Here is a 17498-nt window from a genome sequence, read left to right on the forward strand (position 1 = left end):
CGGTGCTTTGCCCAGCCGGTCATAGGTTTCCCTCAGACGCCGTATTGCGCCCTGTACGCTTGAACTGCAGGCAGGTGTTGCTTGAGTTGTGGGTCGTCGGCGAGAAATTCCAGCACCTGGTTGAGCGAGACGATGCTCACGACCGGAATGCCGAAGTCGCGCTCGACTTCCTGAATCGCCGACAACTCGCCGTTGCCACGCTCCTGGCGGTTCATCGCGATCAGCACGCCGGCCGCCGTAGCGTCCTGGGCCTGGATGATCTGCATGACCTCACGAATCGCGGTACCGGCGGTAATCACGTCATCAATGATCAGCACATTGCCGGTCAAAGGTGCGCCGACCAGGCTGCCGCCCTCGCCGTGGGCCTTGGCTTCCTTGCGGTTGAAGCACCAGGGCAGGTCCCGGTCGTGATGCTCGGCCAGCGACACGGCGGTAGCGGCCGCCAGCGGAATGCCCTTGTAGGCCGGGCCGAACAGCACGTCGAAGTCGATCCCGCTGTCAACGATCGCCGAGGCGTAGAACCGCCCCAGTTGCGCCAGTGCGGCGCCGCTGTTGAACAGGCCGGCATTGAAGAAGTAAGGGCTGGTGCGCCCTGACTTGAGAGTGAACTCACCGAAGCGCAGCACGCCGCGATCGATGGCAAAACGAATGAAATCGCGTTGATACGCTTGCATGAAAAAGCCCTGAAAGCACGGATTTAGCTAATTGATTAGACCTCGGGTATCATACACGCACGTGATTTTTGGGGCCATTTATGCGGATCATCAGTGTGAACGTAAATGGCATTCAGGCTGCAGTCGAGCGTGGTTTGCTCAGCTGGCTGCAAGCTCAGAATGCCGACGTCATCTGCCTTCAGGACACCCGCGCCTCCGCCTTTGAACTGGATGATCCAGCCTACCAGCTGGATGGTTACTTCCTGTATGCATGCGAAGCCGAGGTGCCTGCCCAGGGCGGCGTGGCGCTTTACTCGCGGTTGCAGCCAAAGGCGGTCATCAGCGGTCTGGGTTTCGAGACCGCTGACCGCTACGGGCGTTACCTGCAGGCAGATTTCGACAAAGTCAGCATTGCCACCCTGTTGTTGCCTTCGGGCATGAACGGCGATGAAGACCTGAATCAGAAATTCAAGCTTATGGATGACTTCGGCAAGTATCTGGACAAGCAGCGTCGCAAGCGCCGCGAGTACATTTACTGCGGTTCGCTGTATGTTGCCCAGCAGAAGCTCGACATCAAGAACTGGCGCGACAGTCAGCAGTCGCCAGGCTTCCTTGCGCCGGAGCGCGCCTGGATGGACGAGATCGTCGGCAATATGGGTTATGTGGATGCACTGCGTGAAGTCAATCGTGAAGGCGATCAGTACAGCTGGTGGCCGGACAGCGAACAGGCCGAGATGCTCAATCTGGGCTGGCGCTTCGACTATCAGATTCTGACACCGGGCCTGCGCCGTTTCGTACGCAGCGCACGCCTGCCTCGCCAGCCGCGCTTCTCGCAGCACGCGCCGCTGATCGTGGACTACGACTGGACACTGACCACCTGATTGAGGGTCAGCCACCAGACGACAAAAAGCCGACATGATGTCGGCTTTTTATTGGGCGAAGGCTTGGGTCTACGCCGTAGGAGCGGCTTTAGCCGCGAAGCCTTCGCAGCTAAAGCTGCTCCTACACCGGGCGCCAGGTGAACGGGTAGCGGTAGTTCAGGCCGTCATTGGCTTTTACGCCGCCAATGATGGTCAGCACCAAGGCGCCCAGGCCGACCAGCATCAACAGGGGTATGCCGATCACCACGAACACCAGCATGAAGCTGATGGTCGCGGCAATGCTGACGGTGATCTGGAAGTTCAGCGCTTCACGGCCCTGAGCGTCGATAAACGGGTCGGACTCTTTCTTGAGCTGCCAGAGCACCAGCGGCCCCAGCAGGTTGCCGAACGGAAAGACCAGCCCGAAAAACGCCGACAGATGACAAAGCATCGCCCACTGCCGCGCTTGCGGGCCTGGCTTGTGCAGCGAGGGTTGTTGGCTGTCAGTCATTTCAGGTCCCCGGGTCGGTGTCTCAGTCAGCCAGCGCGGCGCGCTGCAGTTCGAATATTTCGGCCATGCCTTTGCGTGCCAGTTCCAGCATCGCGTTGAGTTCTTCGGGCTGGAACGGCGCTCCTTCGGCGGTGCCCTGGACTTCGATGAAGCCGCCGGCACTGGTCATCACCACGTTAAGGTCGGTTTCGGCGGCGGAGTCTTCGGGGTAATCCAGGTCAAGTACCGGCTCGCCCTGATAGATACCGACCGACACGGCGCCGACCATCTGCTTGAGCGGATCGCCCGCCTTCAGGCCGCCGCGTTTCTTGACCACTTTGAGGGCGTCGATCAGCGCGACCATGGAACCGGTGATCGACGCGGTTCGGGTGCCGCCATCGGCCTGGATCACGTCGCAGTCGACGTACAGGGTGATGTCGCCCAGCTTGGACATGTCCAGTGCCGCGCGCAACGAACGGCCGATCAGGCGCTGGATTTCGAGGGTCCGGCCGCCCTGCTTGCCACGACTGGCTTCGCGCTGGTTACGCTCGCCGGTGGCGCGCGGCAGCATGCCGTATTCGGCGGTCAGCCAGCCCTGGCCCTGGCCTTTGAGGAAACGCGGTACGCCGTTTTCGACGCTGACCGTGCAGATGACCTTGGTGTCCCCGAACTCGACCAGTACAGAGCCCTCGGCGTGTTTGGTGTAGTTGCGGGTGATACGGATCGGGCGCAGTTGATCGGCAGCGCGACCACTTGGACGTTTCATCTGGCAATACCTGTACAGGACGGAAAACTGCCGAGCATTATAGGGGCTGTCGAGCTTCAATCGCGAATTGCTTTGCCTGACCGGTCGCGATCCATAAATACCGGAACCCTGACCAGCGGCCGGCATCTGTATGCATCAGCCGTTTGGGCGCCAGCCTCGCCTGCGTTACAATCCTGCGCTTTTGCAGCCTGTCGACTTTCACGACTTCCACGCCGCCTGCGACCGGGCTGCGCGTGGGACTCAATAGAGGTACACCCCATGGTGCACAGCATGACCGCCTTTGCCCGCGCCGAACAGGCCGGAACCCAAGGCACCCTGAGCTGGGAGCTGCGCTCGGTCAACCACCGCTACCTCGAACCCCACCTGCGCTTGCCTGAAGCGTTCCGCGACCTGGAAGGTGCGATTCGTGAAGCGCTGCGTCAAGGGCTGTCACGGGGCAAGGTCGAGTGCACCTTGCGCTTTGTCGAAGAAACGGCCGGCAAACCGCTCCAGGTTGACCGCGAGCGTGCGGCGCAACTGGTCGCCGCCGCCGAGCAGGTTGCCGCGCTGATCCAGCAACCGGCCCCGCTCAACCCGCTGGAAGTACTGGCCTGGCCTGGGGTGTTGGTCGGCGACGCGGCTGATCCCCAGGCACTGAACAGCGCTGCGCTGGCGCTGTTCAGCCAAGCGCTCGAGGAGCTGAAAAACGGTCGGGCGCGTGAAGGCGCGGGCCTGGCAGCGCTGCTCAGCGAGCGACTGGACGCCATCAGCCAGGAAGTCACCACCCTGCGCGCTCTGGTGCCGCAGATGCTGGCTGCGCAGCGGCAGAAGATCCTCGACCGCTTCAATGACATGAAGGCCGAGCTGGACCCGCAGCGCCTGGAGCAGGAAATGGTCCTGCTCGCCCAGAAAAGCGACGTTGCCGAAGAGCTCGACCGTCTCAACACCCATGTCACGGAAGTGCGCCGGGTGCTCAAGACCGGCGGGCAGGCCGGGCGGCGCCTGGACTTCCTGATGCAGGAGCTCAACCGCGAGGCCAACACGCTGGGCTCCAAGGCGTTCGATCCTCGCAGCACCCAGGCCGCGGTCAACCTCAAGGTGTTGATCGAGCAGATGCGCGAACAAGTGCAGAATATTGAGTAAGGCTGAACCCCACATGACCCATAGTACCGGCACCCTGTATATCGTTTCCGCCCCGTCCGGGGCAGGCAAGACCAGCCTGGTCACGGCGCTGATCGCCGACGAGCCGCAAATTCGCGTTTCCGTCTCGCACACCACGCGCGCCATGCGCCCGGGCGAAACCAACGGGGTGAACTACCACTTCGTCGAGCGCGCCGAGTTTCTGCGCATGATCGAGCAGGGCGATTTCCTGGAGCAGGCTGAAGTGTTCGGCAACCTCTATGGCACCTCGCAGAGCAGCCTGCAGCAAGTGCTCGATGCCGGTCACGACCTGATTCTGGAAATCGACTGGCAGGGCGCTGAACAAGTGCGCAACCTGATGCCCGACGCACGCTCGATCTTCATTTTGCCGCCCAGCCGCGAAGCGCTGCGCCAGCGCTTGAACAACCGTGGCCAGGACAGCGACGAGATCATCGAAGGGCGGATGCGCGAAGCGGTCAGCGAGATGAGTCATTACGCCGCTTATGACTACCTGGTGATCAACGACAATTTTGACGTCGCGTTGCAGGATCTGAAAGCCATTTTCCGTGCCAACCGTTTGAGTCAGGCGCATCAGGCGCGTCAGCACCAGGAGCTGCTCAGCCAATTGCTGGCCTGAATCGGCCCGCTTGTGGCTTGCCGCTTGAAGCTTGCCACCGACCGCTTGTACACTACCGAGTCCGCTCGCCCATCCGGGCACCGCGCATACGCATTTGCTACGAGGAATACCATGGCCCGCGTGACTGTTGAAGACTGCCTGGAACACGTCGATAACCGCTTCGAGCTGGTCATGCTCGCTACCAAGCGTTCGCGTCAGCTCGCCACTGGCGGCAAAGAGCCCAAGCTGGCTTGGGAAAACGACAAGCCTACCGTACTTGCCCTGCGCGAAATCGCCGCCGGCCTGATCGACAATGCAGTGATCGCCGAAGCTGAAATCGTCGAAGACGAGCCATTGTTTGCCGCCTTCGAGGACGAGTCCAGCGAGGCCGTTTAAGCCTATGCCGGGTCGATGTGGTACGGCGCAGGGTAAGAGCCATCGGCAGGGGGTAGCGCCTTGCCGAGCATAGACGCCCTCGCCGAACGCATTTCGGCCTATTTAGGCAAGGATCAGGTCAACCTGGTCCGTCGCGCGTATTTCTACGCCGAGCAAGCCCACGACGGCCAGCGCCGTCGCAGCGGCGAAGCCTACGTCACCCACCCTTTGGCCGTCGCCAATATCCTCGCTGACATGCACATGGACCATCAGAGCCTGATGGCTGCGATGCTGCATGACGTCATCGAAGACACCGGCATCGCCAAGGAAGCGCTCAGTGCGCAGTTCGGTGAGACCGTCGCAGACCTGGTCGACGGGGTCAGCAAGCTGACCCAGATGAACTTCGAGACCAAGGCCGAGGCCCAGGCGGAAAACTTCCAGAAAATGGCCATGGCCATGGCCCGCGATATTCGCGTGATCCTGGTCAAGCTTGCCGACCGCCTGCATAACATGCGTACCCTTGAGGTGCTGTCCGGCGAAAAACGCCGGCGAATCGCCAAGGAAACCCTCGAGATCTATGCCCCCATCGCCAACCGGCTGGGCATGCACAGTGTACGCATCGAGTTCGAAGACCTGGGCTTCAAGGCCATGTACCCGATGCGCTCCTCGCGCATTCACCAGGCGGTCAAGCGCGCCCGTGGCAACCGCAAGGAACTGGTCAACAAGATCGAAGAGTCGTTGAGCCACTGTCTGGCAGTGGACGGCATCGAAGGCGATGTCAGCGGCCGCCAGAAACACCTGTACGGCATCTACAAGAAGATGCGCGGCAAGCGCCGGGCCTTCAACGAAATCATGGACGTGTATGCGTTTCGCATCATCGTCGACAAGGTCGATACCTGCTACCGGGTACTGGGCGCCGTACACAACCTCTACAAGCCACTGCCTGGGCGTTTCAAGGATTACATTGCGATCCCCAAGGCCAACGGCTACCAGTCGCTGCATACCACGCTGTTCGGTATGCACGGGGTGCCCATCGAAATCCAGATTCGCACCCGCGAAATGGAAGAAATGGCCAATAACGGCATCGCCGCGCACTGGCTTTACAAGTCCAGTGATGACGAGCAGCCCAAGGGCTCCCATGCCCGCGCCCGGCAATGGGTCAAGGGCGTGCTGGAAATGCAGCAGCGCGCCGGCAACTCGCTGGAATTCATCGAAAGCGTCAAGATCGACCTGTTCCCCGACGAAGTCTACGTGTTCACCCCCAAGGGGCGGATCATGGAGCTGCCAAAAGGCTCCACGGCGGTGGATTTTGCCTACGCCGTGCACACTGACGTCGGCAACAGTTGCATCGCCTGCCGCATCAACCGCCGCCTGGCTCCGCTCTCCGAGCCGCTGCAAAGCGGCTCGACCGTCGAGATCGTCAGCGCGCCGGGTGCCCGGCCGAACCCGGCCTGGCTCAATTTTGTGGTCACCGGCAAGGCCCGTACCCATATTCGCCACGCCCTGAAGCTGCAGCGCCGTTCCGAGTCCATCAGCCTCGGCGAGCGCTTGCTCAACAAGGTACTCAACGGCTTCGAGACCAGCCTGGACAAAGTCAGCGCCGAGCGCGTCCAGGCCGCACTGATCGAGTACCGCGCCGAAGTCCTGGAAGATCTGCTCGAAGACATCGGCCTGGGCAATCGCATGGCCTATGTGGTCGCACGCCGCTTGCTGGGTGACGGCGAGCAACTGCCCAGCCCTGAAGGCCCGCTGGCGATCCGCGGCACCGAAGGCCTGGTGCTCAGTTATGCCAAGTGCTGCACGCCGATTCCGGGCGACCCGATCGTCGGCCACCTGTCGGCGGGCAAGGGCATGGTCGTGCACCTGGAAAACTGCCGCAATATCAGTGAGATCCGCCATAACCCGGAAAAATGCCTGCATCTGTCCTGGGCCAAGGATGTCACTGGCGAATTCAACGTCGAGTTGCGCGTCGAGCTTGAGCACCAGCGTGGCCTGATCGCGCTGCTGGCCAGCAGCGTCAATGCCGCCGACGGCAACATCGAGAAGATCAGCATGGATGAGCGCGATGGTCGCATCAGCGTGGTCCAACTGGTGGTCAGCGTGCACGATCGCGTACACCTGGCCCGCGTCATCAAAAAGCTGCGCGCCCTGGCCGGGGTAACCCGCATCACCCGCATGCGCGCCTGACACCCCTTTAACAGGAGTTCTCATGTCCAAGACTGTCATCAACAGCGACAAGGCACCTGCCGCCATCGGCACCTATTCCCAGGCCATCAAGGCGGGCAACACCGTTTACATGTCCGGGCAGATCCCGCTGGACCCGAACACCATGGAGCTGGTCGACGGCATCGAAGCCCAGATCACCCAGGTCTTCGAAAACCTGAAGTCCGTCGCCGAAGCGGCTGGCGGCTCGTTCAAAGACATCGTCAAACTGAACATCTTTCTCACTGACCTGGGCCACTTCGCCAAGGTCAACGAGATCATGGGCAAGTACTTCGAGCAGCCTTACCCGGCCCGCGCCGCCATCGGCGTTGCCGCACTGCCACGCGGCTCGCAGGTCGAAATGGACGCCATTCTGGTCCTTGAGTAAACCGCCCCGGCGCAGCGTCCAGGCGCTGCGTCATCCTGTGCAAAGAAAGGATTCCCTTATGCGTCGTGCGCTTGCCCTTACGCTGTTGGCCGCACTCGTCAGTGGCTGTGCCAGCCATACCGACGTCAACCCCGATGGTATCTGGATCAATCAGAATGCCATTGATGCCGCCGTCAAAGGCAGCAACATGCGTGAAGCCATGTTGTCCAGCGGCCCGAATCTGGAATGGCAGGTCGACACCAAGGCCGGCCAGGCATCTTTTTCCAATGGCTTTGAGCTCGGCGAAGGCAAGATCATCGAGTCCAAGGCCGGCAAGCTGCGTATCGAGTTCTATGGCAACTTCTTCGAAGACCTGAGCATTGATGGCAGCCAGCTGACCCAGGCGGCCAGCGAGTCAGGTCCTGAGCAGCGCTTCGTCAAACCCAAGGTCAGCCTCGCTGCCGATGCGCCACCGGGCAGCAGCTTTGAGCATGCGCTGTACTCGGCTTATCTGGGCGGCAAATGGACCATTGTCAGTGGCGACGGCCAGGGCAGCAGCGTTCAGTTCTCGCCCGATGGCCGAGTGCAGGGGCTGGGCGGCAACGATCGCTATGCGCTGTGCCTGGCAGGTGACTGTGCAGCCATGAGCGGCGAGTACGACAGCATGTGGCTGGAGCGCGCCGAACAGGGTGCACCGTGGATCTTTGCCCGCAAAGGCCGGCAGCTGGAGATTTTCCAGGCCATCAACACCGCTGAAGCCGATGAAATGCCTCAGCTGCGTCCCGGCCAGCGCCGCTGGCTGCTTGAGCAACAGTAGGAGCCGCTTTAGCGGCGAAGATGTCGCCGCTGCGCCGACCGTTGATCAACCCAGCAACGCCGCATACCCGGCGCGATAATCCGGGTAGCGCGGCGTCCAGCCCAGTGCCCGCGCCCGGGCATTGCTGCAGCGCTTGCTGCCGGCCCGGCGCAACACCTGCTGCTCGGACCATTGGCTAACCCCCAGATACTCGCGCATCCAGGCCACCACCTCGGCCAGCGCTGCCGGCTCGTCATCGACCCCCAGATAGCAATCCTGTAGCACCACACCCTCGGCGTCGGCCTTGAGCAGATGCGCCAGCAAGCCTGCGGCATCGTCGGCGTGAATACGGTTGGCATACACTGGCGGATCAATCGCTACCCGATAGCCCTCGCGCACCTTGCCCGACAGATCGCTGCGGCCTGGACCGTAGATCCCGGCCAGGCGCACGACACTGGCTGGCCAGCCGCAATCGAGTGCCACGCGCTCGGCCTCCAGCAAGACCTGGCCGGAAAACCGCTCAGCCTCAGTGGCTGATGTTTCGTCGATCCATTCGCCTTGCTGTTGGCCGTACACCCCGGTGCTGGAAACAAAGACAACGCGGCGCGGCTGTTGGCCCGACTGGCGCACCCAGCTCAGTGTATGTTGCAGGCCTTCGACATACGCCTGTCGATAGCCGGCCTCATCGCGTTGCGAAGGCGTTGCGCAATACACCAGATAGTCAATGCTGCCGCTTGGCCAGCCCTTGGGCAGAGCCGCTGCAAACAAATCTGCCGCGATACCGGAAATACCTTCCGGCAGCGCGGCAATATTGCGGCGTAGCCCCTGTACATCCCAGCCAAGTGCTTGTAATTCAATAGCCAGACGCGAGCCCACATCACCACAGCCAGCGATCACCACCTTCGGGGTAGACATCAGATTTCTCCTCTCAAGCTCGGCAGTAAATCCATGAAATTTCACAAAATTTAATGCTGTAGCCAAATTTGTGGCAAAAAAAGATACATTATTACTTTAGTTAACAAGAACGATTTGCAATAATGGCCGCCCTTTGTTAACGCACCTGCGCAGTTTCTTCATGATTGCGCATTATGTTCTATATACATTCAGGTCCGGCCAGCATGACACGCACTCCATCACCCGCCTCGCTAACCACGCTTTTCGGCATGTCTCGCGCCTGGCGCGCGGCAGCCGCACTTGTGTTGAGCCTGACGCTCGCCCCGGCAGCCTTTGCCGATCAGGCCGCACCGACCGCCAATAGCGCAGCACCAGCGGCGGCCAGCGCCCCGGCGCCAGCGGGCAATGCCACTGCAGCGCCGAGCGCCACCCCGGCCGTAACGCCCGTGGCGGCTGACGATTCGCTGGCACTTGAGGGCGAGAACAGCCTGGGCATGTCCGCGCATGACCTGTCGCCGTGGGGCATGTACCAGAACGCCGACATCGTGGTGAAGGCCGTCATGATCGGTCTGGCCCTGGCCTCGATCATCACCTGGACCATCTGGATCGCCAAGGGCCTTGAGCTGCTGGGCGCCAAACGTCGCCTGCGCAATGAAGTGCCGAGCCTGAAAAAGGCCCGTACCCTCAGCGAAGCCGCCGAGCTGAACCGTGCCGAAGGCACGCTGGCACATGTTCTGGTGCACGACGCCCTCGAAGAGATGCGTCTATCGGCCAATAGCCGTGAACGCGAAGGCATCAAAGAGCGTGTCAGCTTCCGTCTGGAGCGTATTGTGGCCAACAGTGGCCGGACCATGAGCACCGGCACCGGGGTACTGGCGACCATCGGTTCCACCGCGCCGTTCGTCGGTCTGTTCGGTACCGTATGGGGCATCATGAACAGCTTCATCGGTATCGCCAAGACCCAGACCACCAACCTGGCGGTCGTGGCCCCTGGTATTGCCGAAGCCCTGCTGGCCACGGCCATCGGTCTGGTCGCAGCGATTCCAGCGGTGGTGATCTACAACGTCTTCGCCCGCTCCATCGCCGGTTACAAGGCGCAGGTCTCCGACGCATCGGCTCAGGTGCTGCTGCTGGTCAGCCGTGACCTGGACCACCTGCCAGAGCCAAGCGAGCGCAGCCAACAGCAACCGCAAATGTCCAAGGTGGGCTGACACGTGGGTCTGCATCTGAATGAAGGCGGCGACGATCTCGCCGAGAACCATGAAATCAACGTGACGCCGTTCATCGACGTCATGCTGGTTCTGTTGATCATCTTCATGGTGGCCGCCCCGCTGGCCACCGTGGACATCAAGGTTGACCTGCCGGCCTCAACCGCACAGCCGCAACCGCGACCGGAAAAGCCGGTGTTCCTCAGCGTCAAGGCTGACAAGAACCTGTACCTGGGCAACGATCAGATTCCTCGCGAGCAGATCGGCCAGGTGCTGGACCAGCGCACCAAGGGCAAGAAGGACACCACCATCTTCTTCCAGGCTGACAAGGGCGTGGATTACGGCGACCTGATGGAAGTCATGAACACCCTGCGCGCTGCCGGTTATCTGAAGGTCGGCCTGGTAGGCCTTGAGACGGTTGGGAAAAAATGACCAGCATGCGCCAAACACTGACGCGCTATAGCGGTAGTCTGTTGTTGGTGCTGGTCGTGCATGCCGTTGCAGTGTATCTGGCACTGCGCTGGCCGGCCTCCCAGGCAATCGAACTGCCGCCGCCTGCGATGATGATCGAGCTTCCACCACTGCCCGAGCCACTGCCGCCACCGCCTCCAGCGGTCGTGCAGCCACCGACGCCACCTGCACCGGAAGAAGAGATTCCGATGCCTGAGGTCGCCGAGGCGCCGAAGCCGGAAATCGTCGTGCCCAAGAAAGTGGAAAAGCCCAAGCCCAAACCTCAGCCGAAAAAGCCGATCGAGAAGAAGCCTGAGCCGCCCAAGGAAGAACCGGCCGACGAGAAACCGGTGGATACACCGCCAACTCCGGCCAAGGTTGACAAGGCTGCCGCGCCGACGACGCCGCCTAGCCCGCCGTCGCCACCGAGCAACGCGCTGCCAAGCTGGCAGAGCGACCTGCTGCGGCACCTGGCCAAGTACAAGAAGTACCCTGAGGATGCCCGTCGTCGTGGCATGCAAGGGGTGGCCAGACTGCGCTTCGTGGTCGATGCGCAGGGCAACGTGTTGTCCTTCGAGATCGCCAGCAGTTCCGGCAGCCCGTCACTGGACCGCGCCACACTGGAGATGATCCGCCGTGCGCAACCGGTACCCAAGCCTCCGGCTGAAGTACTGAACAACGGTTCGATCGAGATTCTGGCACCCTTCGTTTATTCCCTGGATAAACGCTGACAGGCCAGACGCAAAGTTGGCGGGCCATGACGGCCGCCGCTTTGCGTACCGCTCCTGAATCGGTTTTTTGATACACAGATGCGCCTTTGATAACGTGCGTCTATTGATTGCAGCCGCTATGCTGGGCGCGCAACCACATGGACGCACGTTATGACCCTTACAGAATTGCGCTATATCGTCACGCTCGCTCAAGAGCAGCACTTCGGCCATGCTGCCGAACGTTGCCATGTCAGCCAGCCTACGCTGTCGGTCGGCGTGAAAAAGCTCGAAGACGAGCTCGGTGTACTGATCTTCGAACGCAGCAAGAGTGCAGTACGCCTGACTCCGGTCGGTGAGGGCATTGTCGCCCAGGCCCAGAAAGTCCTCGAACAGGCCCAGGGCATCCGCGAACTGGCCCAGGCCGGCAAGAACCAGCTGACTGCTCCGCTCAAGGTCGGCGCCATCTACACCGTCGGTCCATACCTGTTCCCGCACCTGATTCCACAACTGCACCGGGTTGCCCCGCAGATGCCGTTGTACATCGAAGAAAACTTCACCCACGTGCTGCGCGACAAGCTGCGTAACGGCGAGCTGGACGCCGTGATCATCGCGTTGCCGTTCAACGAAGCAGACGTGCTGACGCTGCCGCTGTACGACGAGCCGTTCTACGTGCTGATGCCGGCCGAGCACCCCTGGACACGCAAGCAGACCATCGACTCCTCCGCGTTGAACGACAAGAGCCTGTTGCTGCTTGGCGAAGGCCATTGTTTCCGCGATCAGGTTCTGGAAGCGTGCCCGACACTGACCAAGAACAGCGAAGGCGCCCGGCACACCACCGTCGAGTCCAGCTCGCTGGAAACCATTCGGCACATGGTTGCCTCAGGGCTTGGCGTATCGATCCTGCCGCTGTCGGCGGTCCACAGCCATCACTATGCGCCAGGCGTGATCGAGGTCCGTCCGTTGACGCCACCAACCCCATTTCGCACTGTCGCCATCGCCTGGCGTGCCAGCTTCCCGCGGCCTAAAGCCATCGAAATTCTGGCTGACTCGGTGCGTTTGTGTTCCGTGGCCCGTCCCAAGGCAGAAGCGGGCCAGGCAGTCTAGCGATGAACGAGCTTTCTCAGGTCCCGGTCACGGCACTCAAGGGTGTCGGTGAGGCGATGGCTGAAAAACTCGCCAGGGTAGGGCTGGAGAACCTGCAGGATGTGCTGTTCCACCTGCCGCTGCGCTACCAGGACCGCACCCGGGTGGTGCCTATCGGCCAGTTGCGGCCCGGCCAGGATGCGGTCATCGAGGGCGTGGTCAGCGGCGCCGATGTGGTGATGGGCAAGCGCCGCAGCCTGCTGGTGCGCCTGGGCGACGGCAGTGGTACGGTCAGCCTGCGCTTCTACCACTTCAGCAATGCCCAGAAAGAAGGCCTCAAGCGCGGCACGCCGCTGCGCTGTTTCGGTGAGGCCCGCCCCGGCGCTTCGGGTCTGGAGATTTACCACCCCGAATACCGCGCCCTGAGCGGCGATGAAGCACCGCCGGTAGAGCAGACCCTGACACCGATCTACCCGACTACCGAAGGCCTGACCCAACAGCGCCTGCGTCAGCTCAGCCAGCAGAGCCTGGCCATGCTCGGCCCGCAAAGCCTGCCGGACTGGCTGCCCAAAGAACTGATCAGCGACTACCAACTGGCACCACTGGATGACGCCATCCGTTACCTGCATCATCCGCCGGCCGACGCCGATGTCGAAGAGCTGGCCCTGGGGCACCACTGGGCACAGCATCGGCTGGCCTTTGAAGAGCTGCTGACTCACCAGTTGTCGCAACAGCGTCTGCGCGAGAGCCTGCGTGCCCAGCAGGCACCGGCCATGCCGCCTGCCACACGCTTGCCTGGACTGTTTCTGGGCAATCTGGGCTTTGTCCCGACCGGCGCCCAGCAGCGGGTCGGTAAAGAGGTTGCCTACGACCTCAGCCTGTCCGAGCCGATGCTGCGCCTGATTCAGGGCGATGTTGGCGCGGGCAAGACCGTGGTGGCGGCGCTGGCCGCGCTGCAGGCTATCGAGGCGGGCTATCAGGTGGCGTTGATGGCGCCCACCGAGATCCTTGCCGAACAGCACTACTTCAATTTCCAGCGCTGGCTGGAGCCGCTGGGCATCGAGGTTGCCTGGCTGGCTGGCAAGCTCAAGGGCAAGGCCCGGGTCTCGGCGCTGGAGCAGATCGCTGGCGGCGCACCCATGGTGGTCGGCACCCATGCGTTGTTTCAGGACGAGGTGCAGTTCAAGAACCTTGCCTTGGTGATCATCGACGAACAGCACCGCTTCGGTGTCCAGCAGCGTCTGGCCCTGCGTAGCAAAGGTGTCGGCGGGCGGATGTGCCCGCACCAGTTGATCATGACCGCGACCCCGATCCCGCGCACCCTGGCGATGAGCGCTTATGCCGACCTGGATACTTCGATCCTAGACGAATTGCCGCCTGGCCGTACGCCGGTCAATACCGTTCTGGTCGCCGACAGTCGACGCGTAGAAGTCATTGAGCGGGTGCGCGCCGCCTGCGCCGAAGGTCGCCAGGCCTATTGGGTCTGCACCCTGATTGAAGAATCCGAAGAGCTGACCTGCAAGGCGGCCGAGACGTCCTTCGAAGAATTGAGCATGGCCCTGGGCGAATTGCGCGTCGGCCTGATCCACGGACGGATGAAGCCTGCCGAGAAGGCCGCGATCATGGCCGAGTTCAAACAGGGAACCGTTCAGCTGCTGGTTGCCACTACTGTCATTGAAGTCGGCGTAGACGTGCCTAACGCCAGCCTGATGATCATCGAGAACCCCGAGCGTCTGGGCCTGGCTCAACTGCATCAGTTGCGCGGTCGGGTAGGGCGCGGCAGTGCGGTCAGTCACTGCGTGTTGCTCTATCATCCACCGTTGTCACAAATCGGCCGTCAACGTCTGGGCATCATGCGTGAGACCAACGACGGCTTCGTGATCGCCGAAAAAGACCTGGAAATTCGTGGCCCCGGCGAGATGCTCGGCACCCGCCAGACCGGCCTGCTGCAATTCAAGGTCGCTGATCTGATGCGCGATGCCGACCTGCTCCCGGCGGTGCGCGATGCAGCCCAGGCGCTGCTGGAACGCTGGCCGCAACATGTCAGCCCATTGCTTGACCGCTGGTTGCGTCACGGCCAGCAATATGGTCAGGTGTGATGTAGACAACGCTTTTACATGCTCGCCGGGCTGAGGCTCGATAAGCTGGTTATACTGCACAAAATGTAGGAATTGGACTCAGACCATGACAGAAGTAGCCCACGTCGATGACTCTCTCCACACCCCGTCCGTAATCCGGCAGTTGTTGGAAAAATTGTCCATCCGCTACCAGGAAGTCGTGGACGATGTCACGTTACCTGTCGAGCGCAAGGTGCAAGCCGTACTCGTCGAAGACGCCGTCGGCGCGCTGCTGATTCTGTTCCCGCAGAACCAACTGCTCGATTTGAACCGCATCACCGAGTTGACCGGCCGCGAACTCAAGGCGGTCTCTTATGAGCGCCTGTCGCGCATGCTGGTCAAACACAACCTGCAAAGCCTGCCCGGCCTGCCGGCACTGACCAGCTCGCCGTGCCTGTACGACGAACGGTTGCTGCAGCAATCGTCGCTGCTGGTGGGGTCCGGTGAGCCGGGCCTGCTGCTGGAAATCGCCAGTGATGATTTCAAGGGCATGCTGAGCAAGGCCAGCGCGGCCAACTTCGGGCAACTGGTTGCTCTGGTTCAGCCCAACTTCGACCGTCCTGACGACGACCGCGAAGAAATCACCCAGGCCGTTCATGCGTTCACCGCACGACGCATTCAGCAGCGCCTGGAAGCGACCCTGGAAATCCCGCCGCTGGCTGGTACTGCGCAGAAAATCATCAAGCTGCGGGTCGACCCCGATGCCACCATCGATGACATCACCGGTGTCGTGGAAACCGACCCGGCCCTGGCCGCGCAGGTGGTCAGTTGGGCGGCTTCGCCTTACTACGCCTCGACCGGCAAGATCCGTTCGGTGGAAGACGCGATTGTTCGGGTGCTGGGCTTCGATCTGGTGATCAATCTGGCGCTGGGTCTGGCACTGGGCAAGACCCTGAGCCTGCCCAAGGATCACCCGCAGCAGACCACCCCGTACTGGCAGCAGTCGATCTACACCGCGGCGGTCATCGAAGGGCTGACCCGCGCCATCCCGCGCGCCAAGCGTCCTGAAGCGGGCCTGACTTACCTGGCCGGCCTGCTGCACAACTTTGGCTACCTGTTGCTGGCCCATGTGTTCCCGCCACATTTCTCGCTGATCTGCCGCCAGCTGGAGGTCAATCCGCACCTGCATCACAGCTACGTCGAACAGCATCTGCTGGGCATCAGCCGCGAGCAGATCGGTGCCTGGCTGATGCGTTCCTGGGACATGCCGGATGAACTGGCCACTGCACTGCGCTTCCAGCACGACCCGCAATACGCGGGCGAGCACTGCGAATATGCCAACCTGGTGTATCTGGCGGTGCAACTGCTGCGGCAACACGGGATCGGCTCCGGTCCGGTCGAGAGCATCCCTGACGAGCTGTTCGAGCGCCTGAACATCAGCCGCGAGAAAGCTGAAGAGTCGGTGCGCAAGGTGCTGGATGCTGAAGTGATGCTGCGCGAGCTGGCGGCGCAGTTCGCTCACTAAATTGCCCAAGCAATAAAAACGCCCCCGACAGGTATCTGTCGGGGGCGTTTTGCATTCAGCCCTTAATTGGCTGTCTTCAGTGGCGCTCGCGTTGCCAGGCCCGGTCGGGCGACTACGGTGATGATCGCCAGCGCGGCAATCACCAGCCCCGGCGAGGTCGCCAGCAGCACGCCGCTGGTGCCGGCCCCGGCGGCGAGAATCTGCCCGGCGGCCAAAGGACCGGCCACTGACCCAAGGCGGCCGATGGCCACCGCGGCGCCCACTCCGGTAGCGCGCACGGCAGTCGGGTAGGAGGGCGGGGCCATGGCGTACAGCACCAGCTGCGCGGCCATCACGAATACACCTACCGAGAAGCCGGCGATGGCCATGGGCACGATCCCCACCGAGAGTCCGACGCCAATCAGCGACGCCAGCAACCCCAGGTACACGCCAATCACCACTTTCACGCCATTGAAGCGGTCGAGCAGCAGGCCACCGAACAGCGAACCCAGCGCGCCGCCGATGTTGAACAGCATCTGTACCAGGCTCGCTTCCGGCTTGCTGAAACCCTGGCCCATCAGCAGCGACGGCAGCCAGTTGAGCAGCATGTACATCACGGTAAGGGTAAAGAAATAACTTATCCACAGCGCCAGGGTAATCCGCGCCCGGCCTTCGCCAAACAGCGCCTGCGGGGTCGAAACCCGCGAGCTTGCATCGACCTCCTGGCGGAACACCGTTGATTCAGGCAGCAGGACCATCATCAGCGGCACCACCAGCAGCGGCGCCAGGCCACCGATGATGAAGGTCATTTGCCAGTGATCACCGCCCAGCATGGCGACCACCGCCGCCAGCGCGCCGCCCAGCGGTACGCCGGCATACATGATGCTGATCGCCGTACCGCGGCGCTCTTCGCCAACCGCCTCAGCGCACAAGGCAATCAGGTTGGGCAGCGCGGCGCCCAGACCCAGGCCGGTCAGGAAACGCACCAGCAGCAATGCCGTAAGGCTCTGCACGTAGGCGGTGGCCAGCGAGAACACCCCGAACAGCAGCACGGCTGCGATGAGGATTTTCTTGCGACCGATCCGGTCAGCGATCCAGCCGCCGAAGAATGCACCAGGCAGCAGGCCGATGATCCCGGCACTGAACACCCAGCCGAGCATTTTCGGGTCCAGCTCGAAGGTGTGTCGCAGTCCCGCCGCCGCGGTGCCGGCAGCCTGCAGGTCAAAGCCTTCGATCAGCGCAACGATGAAGCAAAGCACAATAGTGGGCGCCGGGCGGCGCAGTGAACTGTCCATGGATAACCTCGTTCTTGTTTTTGTTGTAAACGCAGACCTGGGGGCGGCTTGAA

The 17498-nt window shown here is 62.0% G+C and carries 18 protein-coding genes; 13 read left to right on the forward strand and 5 right to left on the reverse strand.

What is annotated here, in order from left to right; genetic code table 11:
* Positions 1 to 32: 32 nt before the first annotated feature.
* Positions 33 to 674, reverse strand: a complete 642-nt coding sequence (gene pyrE, locus NJC38_RS09980) for an orotate phosphoribosyltransferase (RefSeq protein ID WP_045485047.1) — start codon at positions 672 to 674, stop codon at positions 33 to 35.
* 80 nt (positions 675 to 754) lie between these two features.
* Between pyrE and NJC38_RS09985 the strand changes: the two genes are divergently transcribed.
* Complete coding sequence (locus NJC38_RS09985) at positions 755 to 1534, forward strand: exodeoxyribonuclease III (protein ID WP_045485044.1); 780 nt, start codon at positions 755 to 757, stop codon at positions 1532 to 1534.
* 121 nt (positions 1535 to 1655) lie between these two features.
* Here the strand turns inward: NJC38_RS09985 and NJC38_RS09990 are convergent, their stop codons facing one another.
* Both NJC38_RS09990 and rph read right to left on the reverse strand, forming a co-directional pair.
* Complete coding sequence (locus NJC38_RS09990) at positions 1656 to 2024, reverse strand: DUF4870 domain-containing protein (protein WP_253113969.1); 369 nt, start codon at positions 2022 to 2024, stop codon at positions 1656 to 1658.
* Positions 2025 to 2046: 22 nt separating this feature from the next.
* Complete coding sequence (gene rph, locus NJC38_RS09995) at positions 2047 to 2769, reverse strand: ribonuclease PH (protein ID WP_045485038.1); 723 nt, start codon at positions 2767 to 2769, stop codon at positions 2047 to 2049.
* Between the two features lie 258 nt (positions 2770 to 3027).
* Here rph and NJC38_RS10000 point away from each other — a divergent pair, with 258 nt between their 5' ends.
* The 6 genes from NJC38_RS10000 to NJC38_RS10025 all read left to right on the forward strand — a co-directional run bounded on the left by NJC38_RS10000 (position 3028) and on the right by NJC38_RS10025 (position 8265).
* Positions 3028 to 3891 (forward strand): YicC/YloC family endoribonuclease, encoded by an 864-nt coding sequence (locus NJC38_RS10000; RefSeq protein WP_045485034.1) that lies wholly within the window; start codon positions 3028 to 3030, stop codon positions 3889 to 3891.
* 13 nt (positions 3892 to 3904) lie between these two features.
* Complete coding sequence (gmk, locus tag NJC38_RS10005; protein WP_045485031.1) at positions 3905 to 4525, forward strand: guanylate kinase; 621 nt, start codon at positions 3905 to 3907, stop codon at positions 4523 to 4525.
* Between the two features lie 111 nt (positions 4526 to 4636).
* On the forward strand, positions 4637 to 4900 hold the full coding sequence (gene rpoZ, locus NJC38_RS10010) for a DNA-directed RNA polymerase subunit omega (RefSeq protein ID WP_045485028.1): 264 nt from the start codon (positions 4637 to 4639) through the stop codon (positions 4898 to 4900).
* A 60-nt stretch (positions 4901 to 4960) separates the two neighbouring features.
* Complete coding sequence (gene spoT / locus NJC38_RS10015) at positions 4961 to 7066, forward strand: bifunctional GTP diphosphokinase/guanosine-3',5'-bis pyrophosphate 3'-pyrophosphohydrolase (RefSeq protein ID WP_045485025.1); 2106 nt, start codon at positions 4961 to 4963, stop codon at positions 7064 to 7066.
* Between the two features lie 22 nt (positions 7067 to 7088).
* Positions 7089 to 7469: a RidA family protein gene (locus tag NJC38_RS10020; RefSeq protein ID WP_045485023.1), complete on the forward strand. Its 381-nt coding sequence runs from the start codon at positions 7089 to 7091 to the stop codon at positions 7467 to 7469.
* Positions 7470 to 7527: 58 nt separating this feature from the next.
* Complete coding sequence (locus NJC38_RS10025; RefSeq protein WP_253113972.1) at positions 7528 to 8265, forward strand: hypothetical protein; 738 nt, start codon at positions 7528 to 7530, stop codon at positions 8263 to 8265.
* 45 nt (positions 8266 to 8310) lie between these two features.
* On the opposite strand, the gene NJC38_RS10030 is transcribed toward NJC38_RS10025, so the two are convergent.
* Positions 8311 to 9159, reverse strand: coding sequence for an SDR family oxidoreductase (locus NJC38_RS10030; protein WP_045485017.1), 849 nt, complete (start codon positions 9157 to 9159; stop codon positions 8311 to 8313).
* Positions 9160 to 9362: 203 nt separating this feature from the next.
* On the opposite strand from NJC38_RS10030, the gene exbB reads away from it, so the two are divergent.
* The 6 genes from exbB (at position 9363) to NJC38_RS10060 (ending at position 16171) form a co-directional block, all read left to right on the forward strand.
* Positions 9363 to 10349, forward strand: coding sequence for a tonB-system energizer ExbB (exbB, locus tag NJC38_RS10035; protein WP_253113979.1), 987 nt, complete (start codon positions 9363 to 9365; stop codon positions 10347 to 10349).
* A 3-nt stretch (positions 10350 to 10352) separates the two neighbouring features.
* Positions 10353 to 10778: a TonB system transport protein ExbD gene (gene exbD / locus NJC38_RS10040; RefSeq protein ID WP_045485015.1), complete on the forward strand. Its 426-nt coding sequence runs from the start codon at positions 10353 to 10355 to the stop codon at positions 10776 to 10778.
* Entirely contained in the window at positions 10775 to 11527 is a 753-nt protein-coding gene (locus NJC38_RS10045; RefSeq protein WP_253113983.1) for an energy transducer TonB, read from the forward strand. Before exbD ends, NJC38_RS10045 begins: the two co-directional genes overlap by 4 nt.
* Before the next feature lie 150 nt (positions 11528 to 11677).
* Positions 11678 to 12610, forward strand: coding sequence for a hydrogen peroxide-inducible genes activator (locus NJC38_RS10050; RefSeq protein ID WP_045485012.1), 933 nt, complete (start codon positions 11678 to 11680; stop codon positions 12608 to 12610).
* Between the two features lie 2 nt (positions 12611 to 12612).
* Positions 12613 to 14688, forward strand: coding sequence for an ATP-dependent DNA helicase RecG (gene recG, locus NJC38_RS10055; protein ID WP_253113990.1), 2076 nt, complete (start codon positions 12613 to 12615; stop codon positions 14686 to 14688).
* A gap of 85 nt (positions 14689 to 14773) precedes the next feature.
* Positions 14774 to 16171 carry an aminoacyl-tRNA deacylase and HDOD domain-containing protein gene (locus tag NJC38_RS10060; protein ID WP_045485006.1) on the forward strand — a complete coding sequence of 466 codons (1398 nt, stop codon included), beginning with the start codon at positions 14774 to 14776 and terminating at the stop codon, positions 16169 to 16171.
* Between the two features lie 62 nt (positions 16172 to 16233).
* On the opposite strand, the gene mhpT is transcribed toward NJC38_RS10060, so the two are convergent.
* On the reverse strand, positions 16234 to 17445 hold the full coding sequence (mhpT, locus tag NJC38_RS10065; RefSeq protein ID WP_253114005.1) for a 3-(3-hydroxy-phenyl)propionate transporter MhpT: 1212 nt from the start codon (positions 17443 to 17445) through the stop codon (positions 16234 to 16236).
* Positions 17446 to 17498 lie beyond the last annotated feature (53 nt).

This window comes from Pseudomonas sp. 21LCFQ010, from assembly GCF_024129905.1.
In the GTDB taxonomy this organism is placed as follows: domain Bacteria; phylum Pseudomonadota; class Gammaproteobacteria; order Pseudomonadales; family Pseudomonadaceae; genus Aquipseudomonas.

Coding starts and splice junctions, on each gene's coding strand:
- pyrE (WP_045485047.1), bottom strand. CDS start 674: ATGCAAGCGTATCAACGCGATTTCATTCGTTTTGCCATCGATCGCGGC.
- NJC38_RS09985 (WP_045485044.1), top strand. CDS start 755: ATGCGGATCATCAGTGTGAACGTAAATGGCATTCAGGCTGCAGTCGAG.
- NJC38_RS09990 (WP_253113969.1), bottom strand. CDS start 2,024: ATGACTGACAGCCAACAACCCTCGCTGCACAAGCCAGGCCCGCAAGCG.
- rph (WP_045485038.1), bottom strand. CDS start 2,769: ATGAAACGTCCAAGTGGTCGCGCTGCCGATCAACTGCGCCCGATCCGT.
- NJC38_RS10000 (WP_045485034.1), top strand. CDS start 3,028: ATGGTGCACAGCATGACCGCCTTTGCCCGCGCCGAACAGGCCGGAACC.
- gmk (WP_045485031.1), top strand. CDS start 3,905: ATGACCCATAGTACCGGCACCCTGTATATCGTTTCCGCCCCGTCCGGG.
- rpoZ (WP_045485028.1), top strand. CDS start 4,637: ATGGCCCGCGTGACTGTTGAAGACTGCCTGGAACACGTCGATAACCGC.
- NJC38_RS10020 (WP_045485023.1), top strand. CDS start 7,089: ATGTCCAAGACTGTCATCAACAGCGACAAGGCACCTGCCGCCATCGGC.
- NJC38_RS10025 (WP_253113972.1), top strand. CDS start 7,528: ATGCGTCGTGCGCTTGCCCTTACGCTGTTGGCCGCACTCGTCAGTGGC.
- NJC38_RS10030 (WP_045485017.1), bottom strand. CDS start 9,159: ATGTCTACCCCGAAGGTGGTGATCGCTGGCTGTGGTGATGTGGGCTCG.
- exbB (WP_253113979.1), top strand. CDS start 9,363: ATGACACGCACTCCATCACCCGCCTCGCTAACCACGCTTTTCGGCATG.
- NJC38_RS10045 (WP_253113983.1), top strand. CDS start 10,775: ATGACCAGCATGCGCCAAACACTGACGCGCTATAGCGGTAGTCTGTTG.
- NJC38_RS10050 (WP_045485012.1), top strand. CDS start 11,678: ATGACCCTTACAGAATTGCGCTATATCGTCACGCTCGCTCAAGAGCAG.
- recG (WP_253113990.1), top strand. CDS start 12,613: ATGAACGAGCTTTCTCAGGTCCCGGTCACGGCACTCAAGGGTGTCGGT.
- NJC38_RS10060 (WP_045485006.1), top strand. CDS start 14,774: ATGACAGAAGTAGCCCACGTCGATGACTCTCTCCACACCCCGTCCGTA.
- mhpT (WP_253114005.1), bottom strand. CDS start 17,445: ATGGACAGTTCACTGCGCCGCCCGGCGCCCACTATTGTGCTTTGCTTC.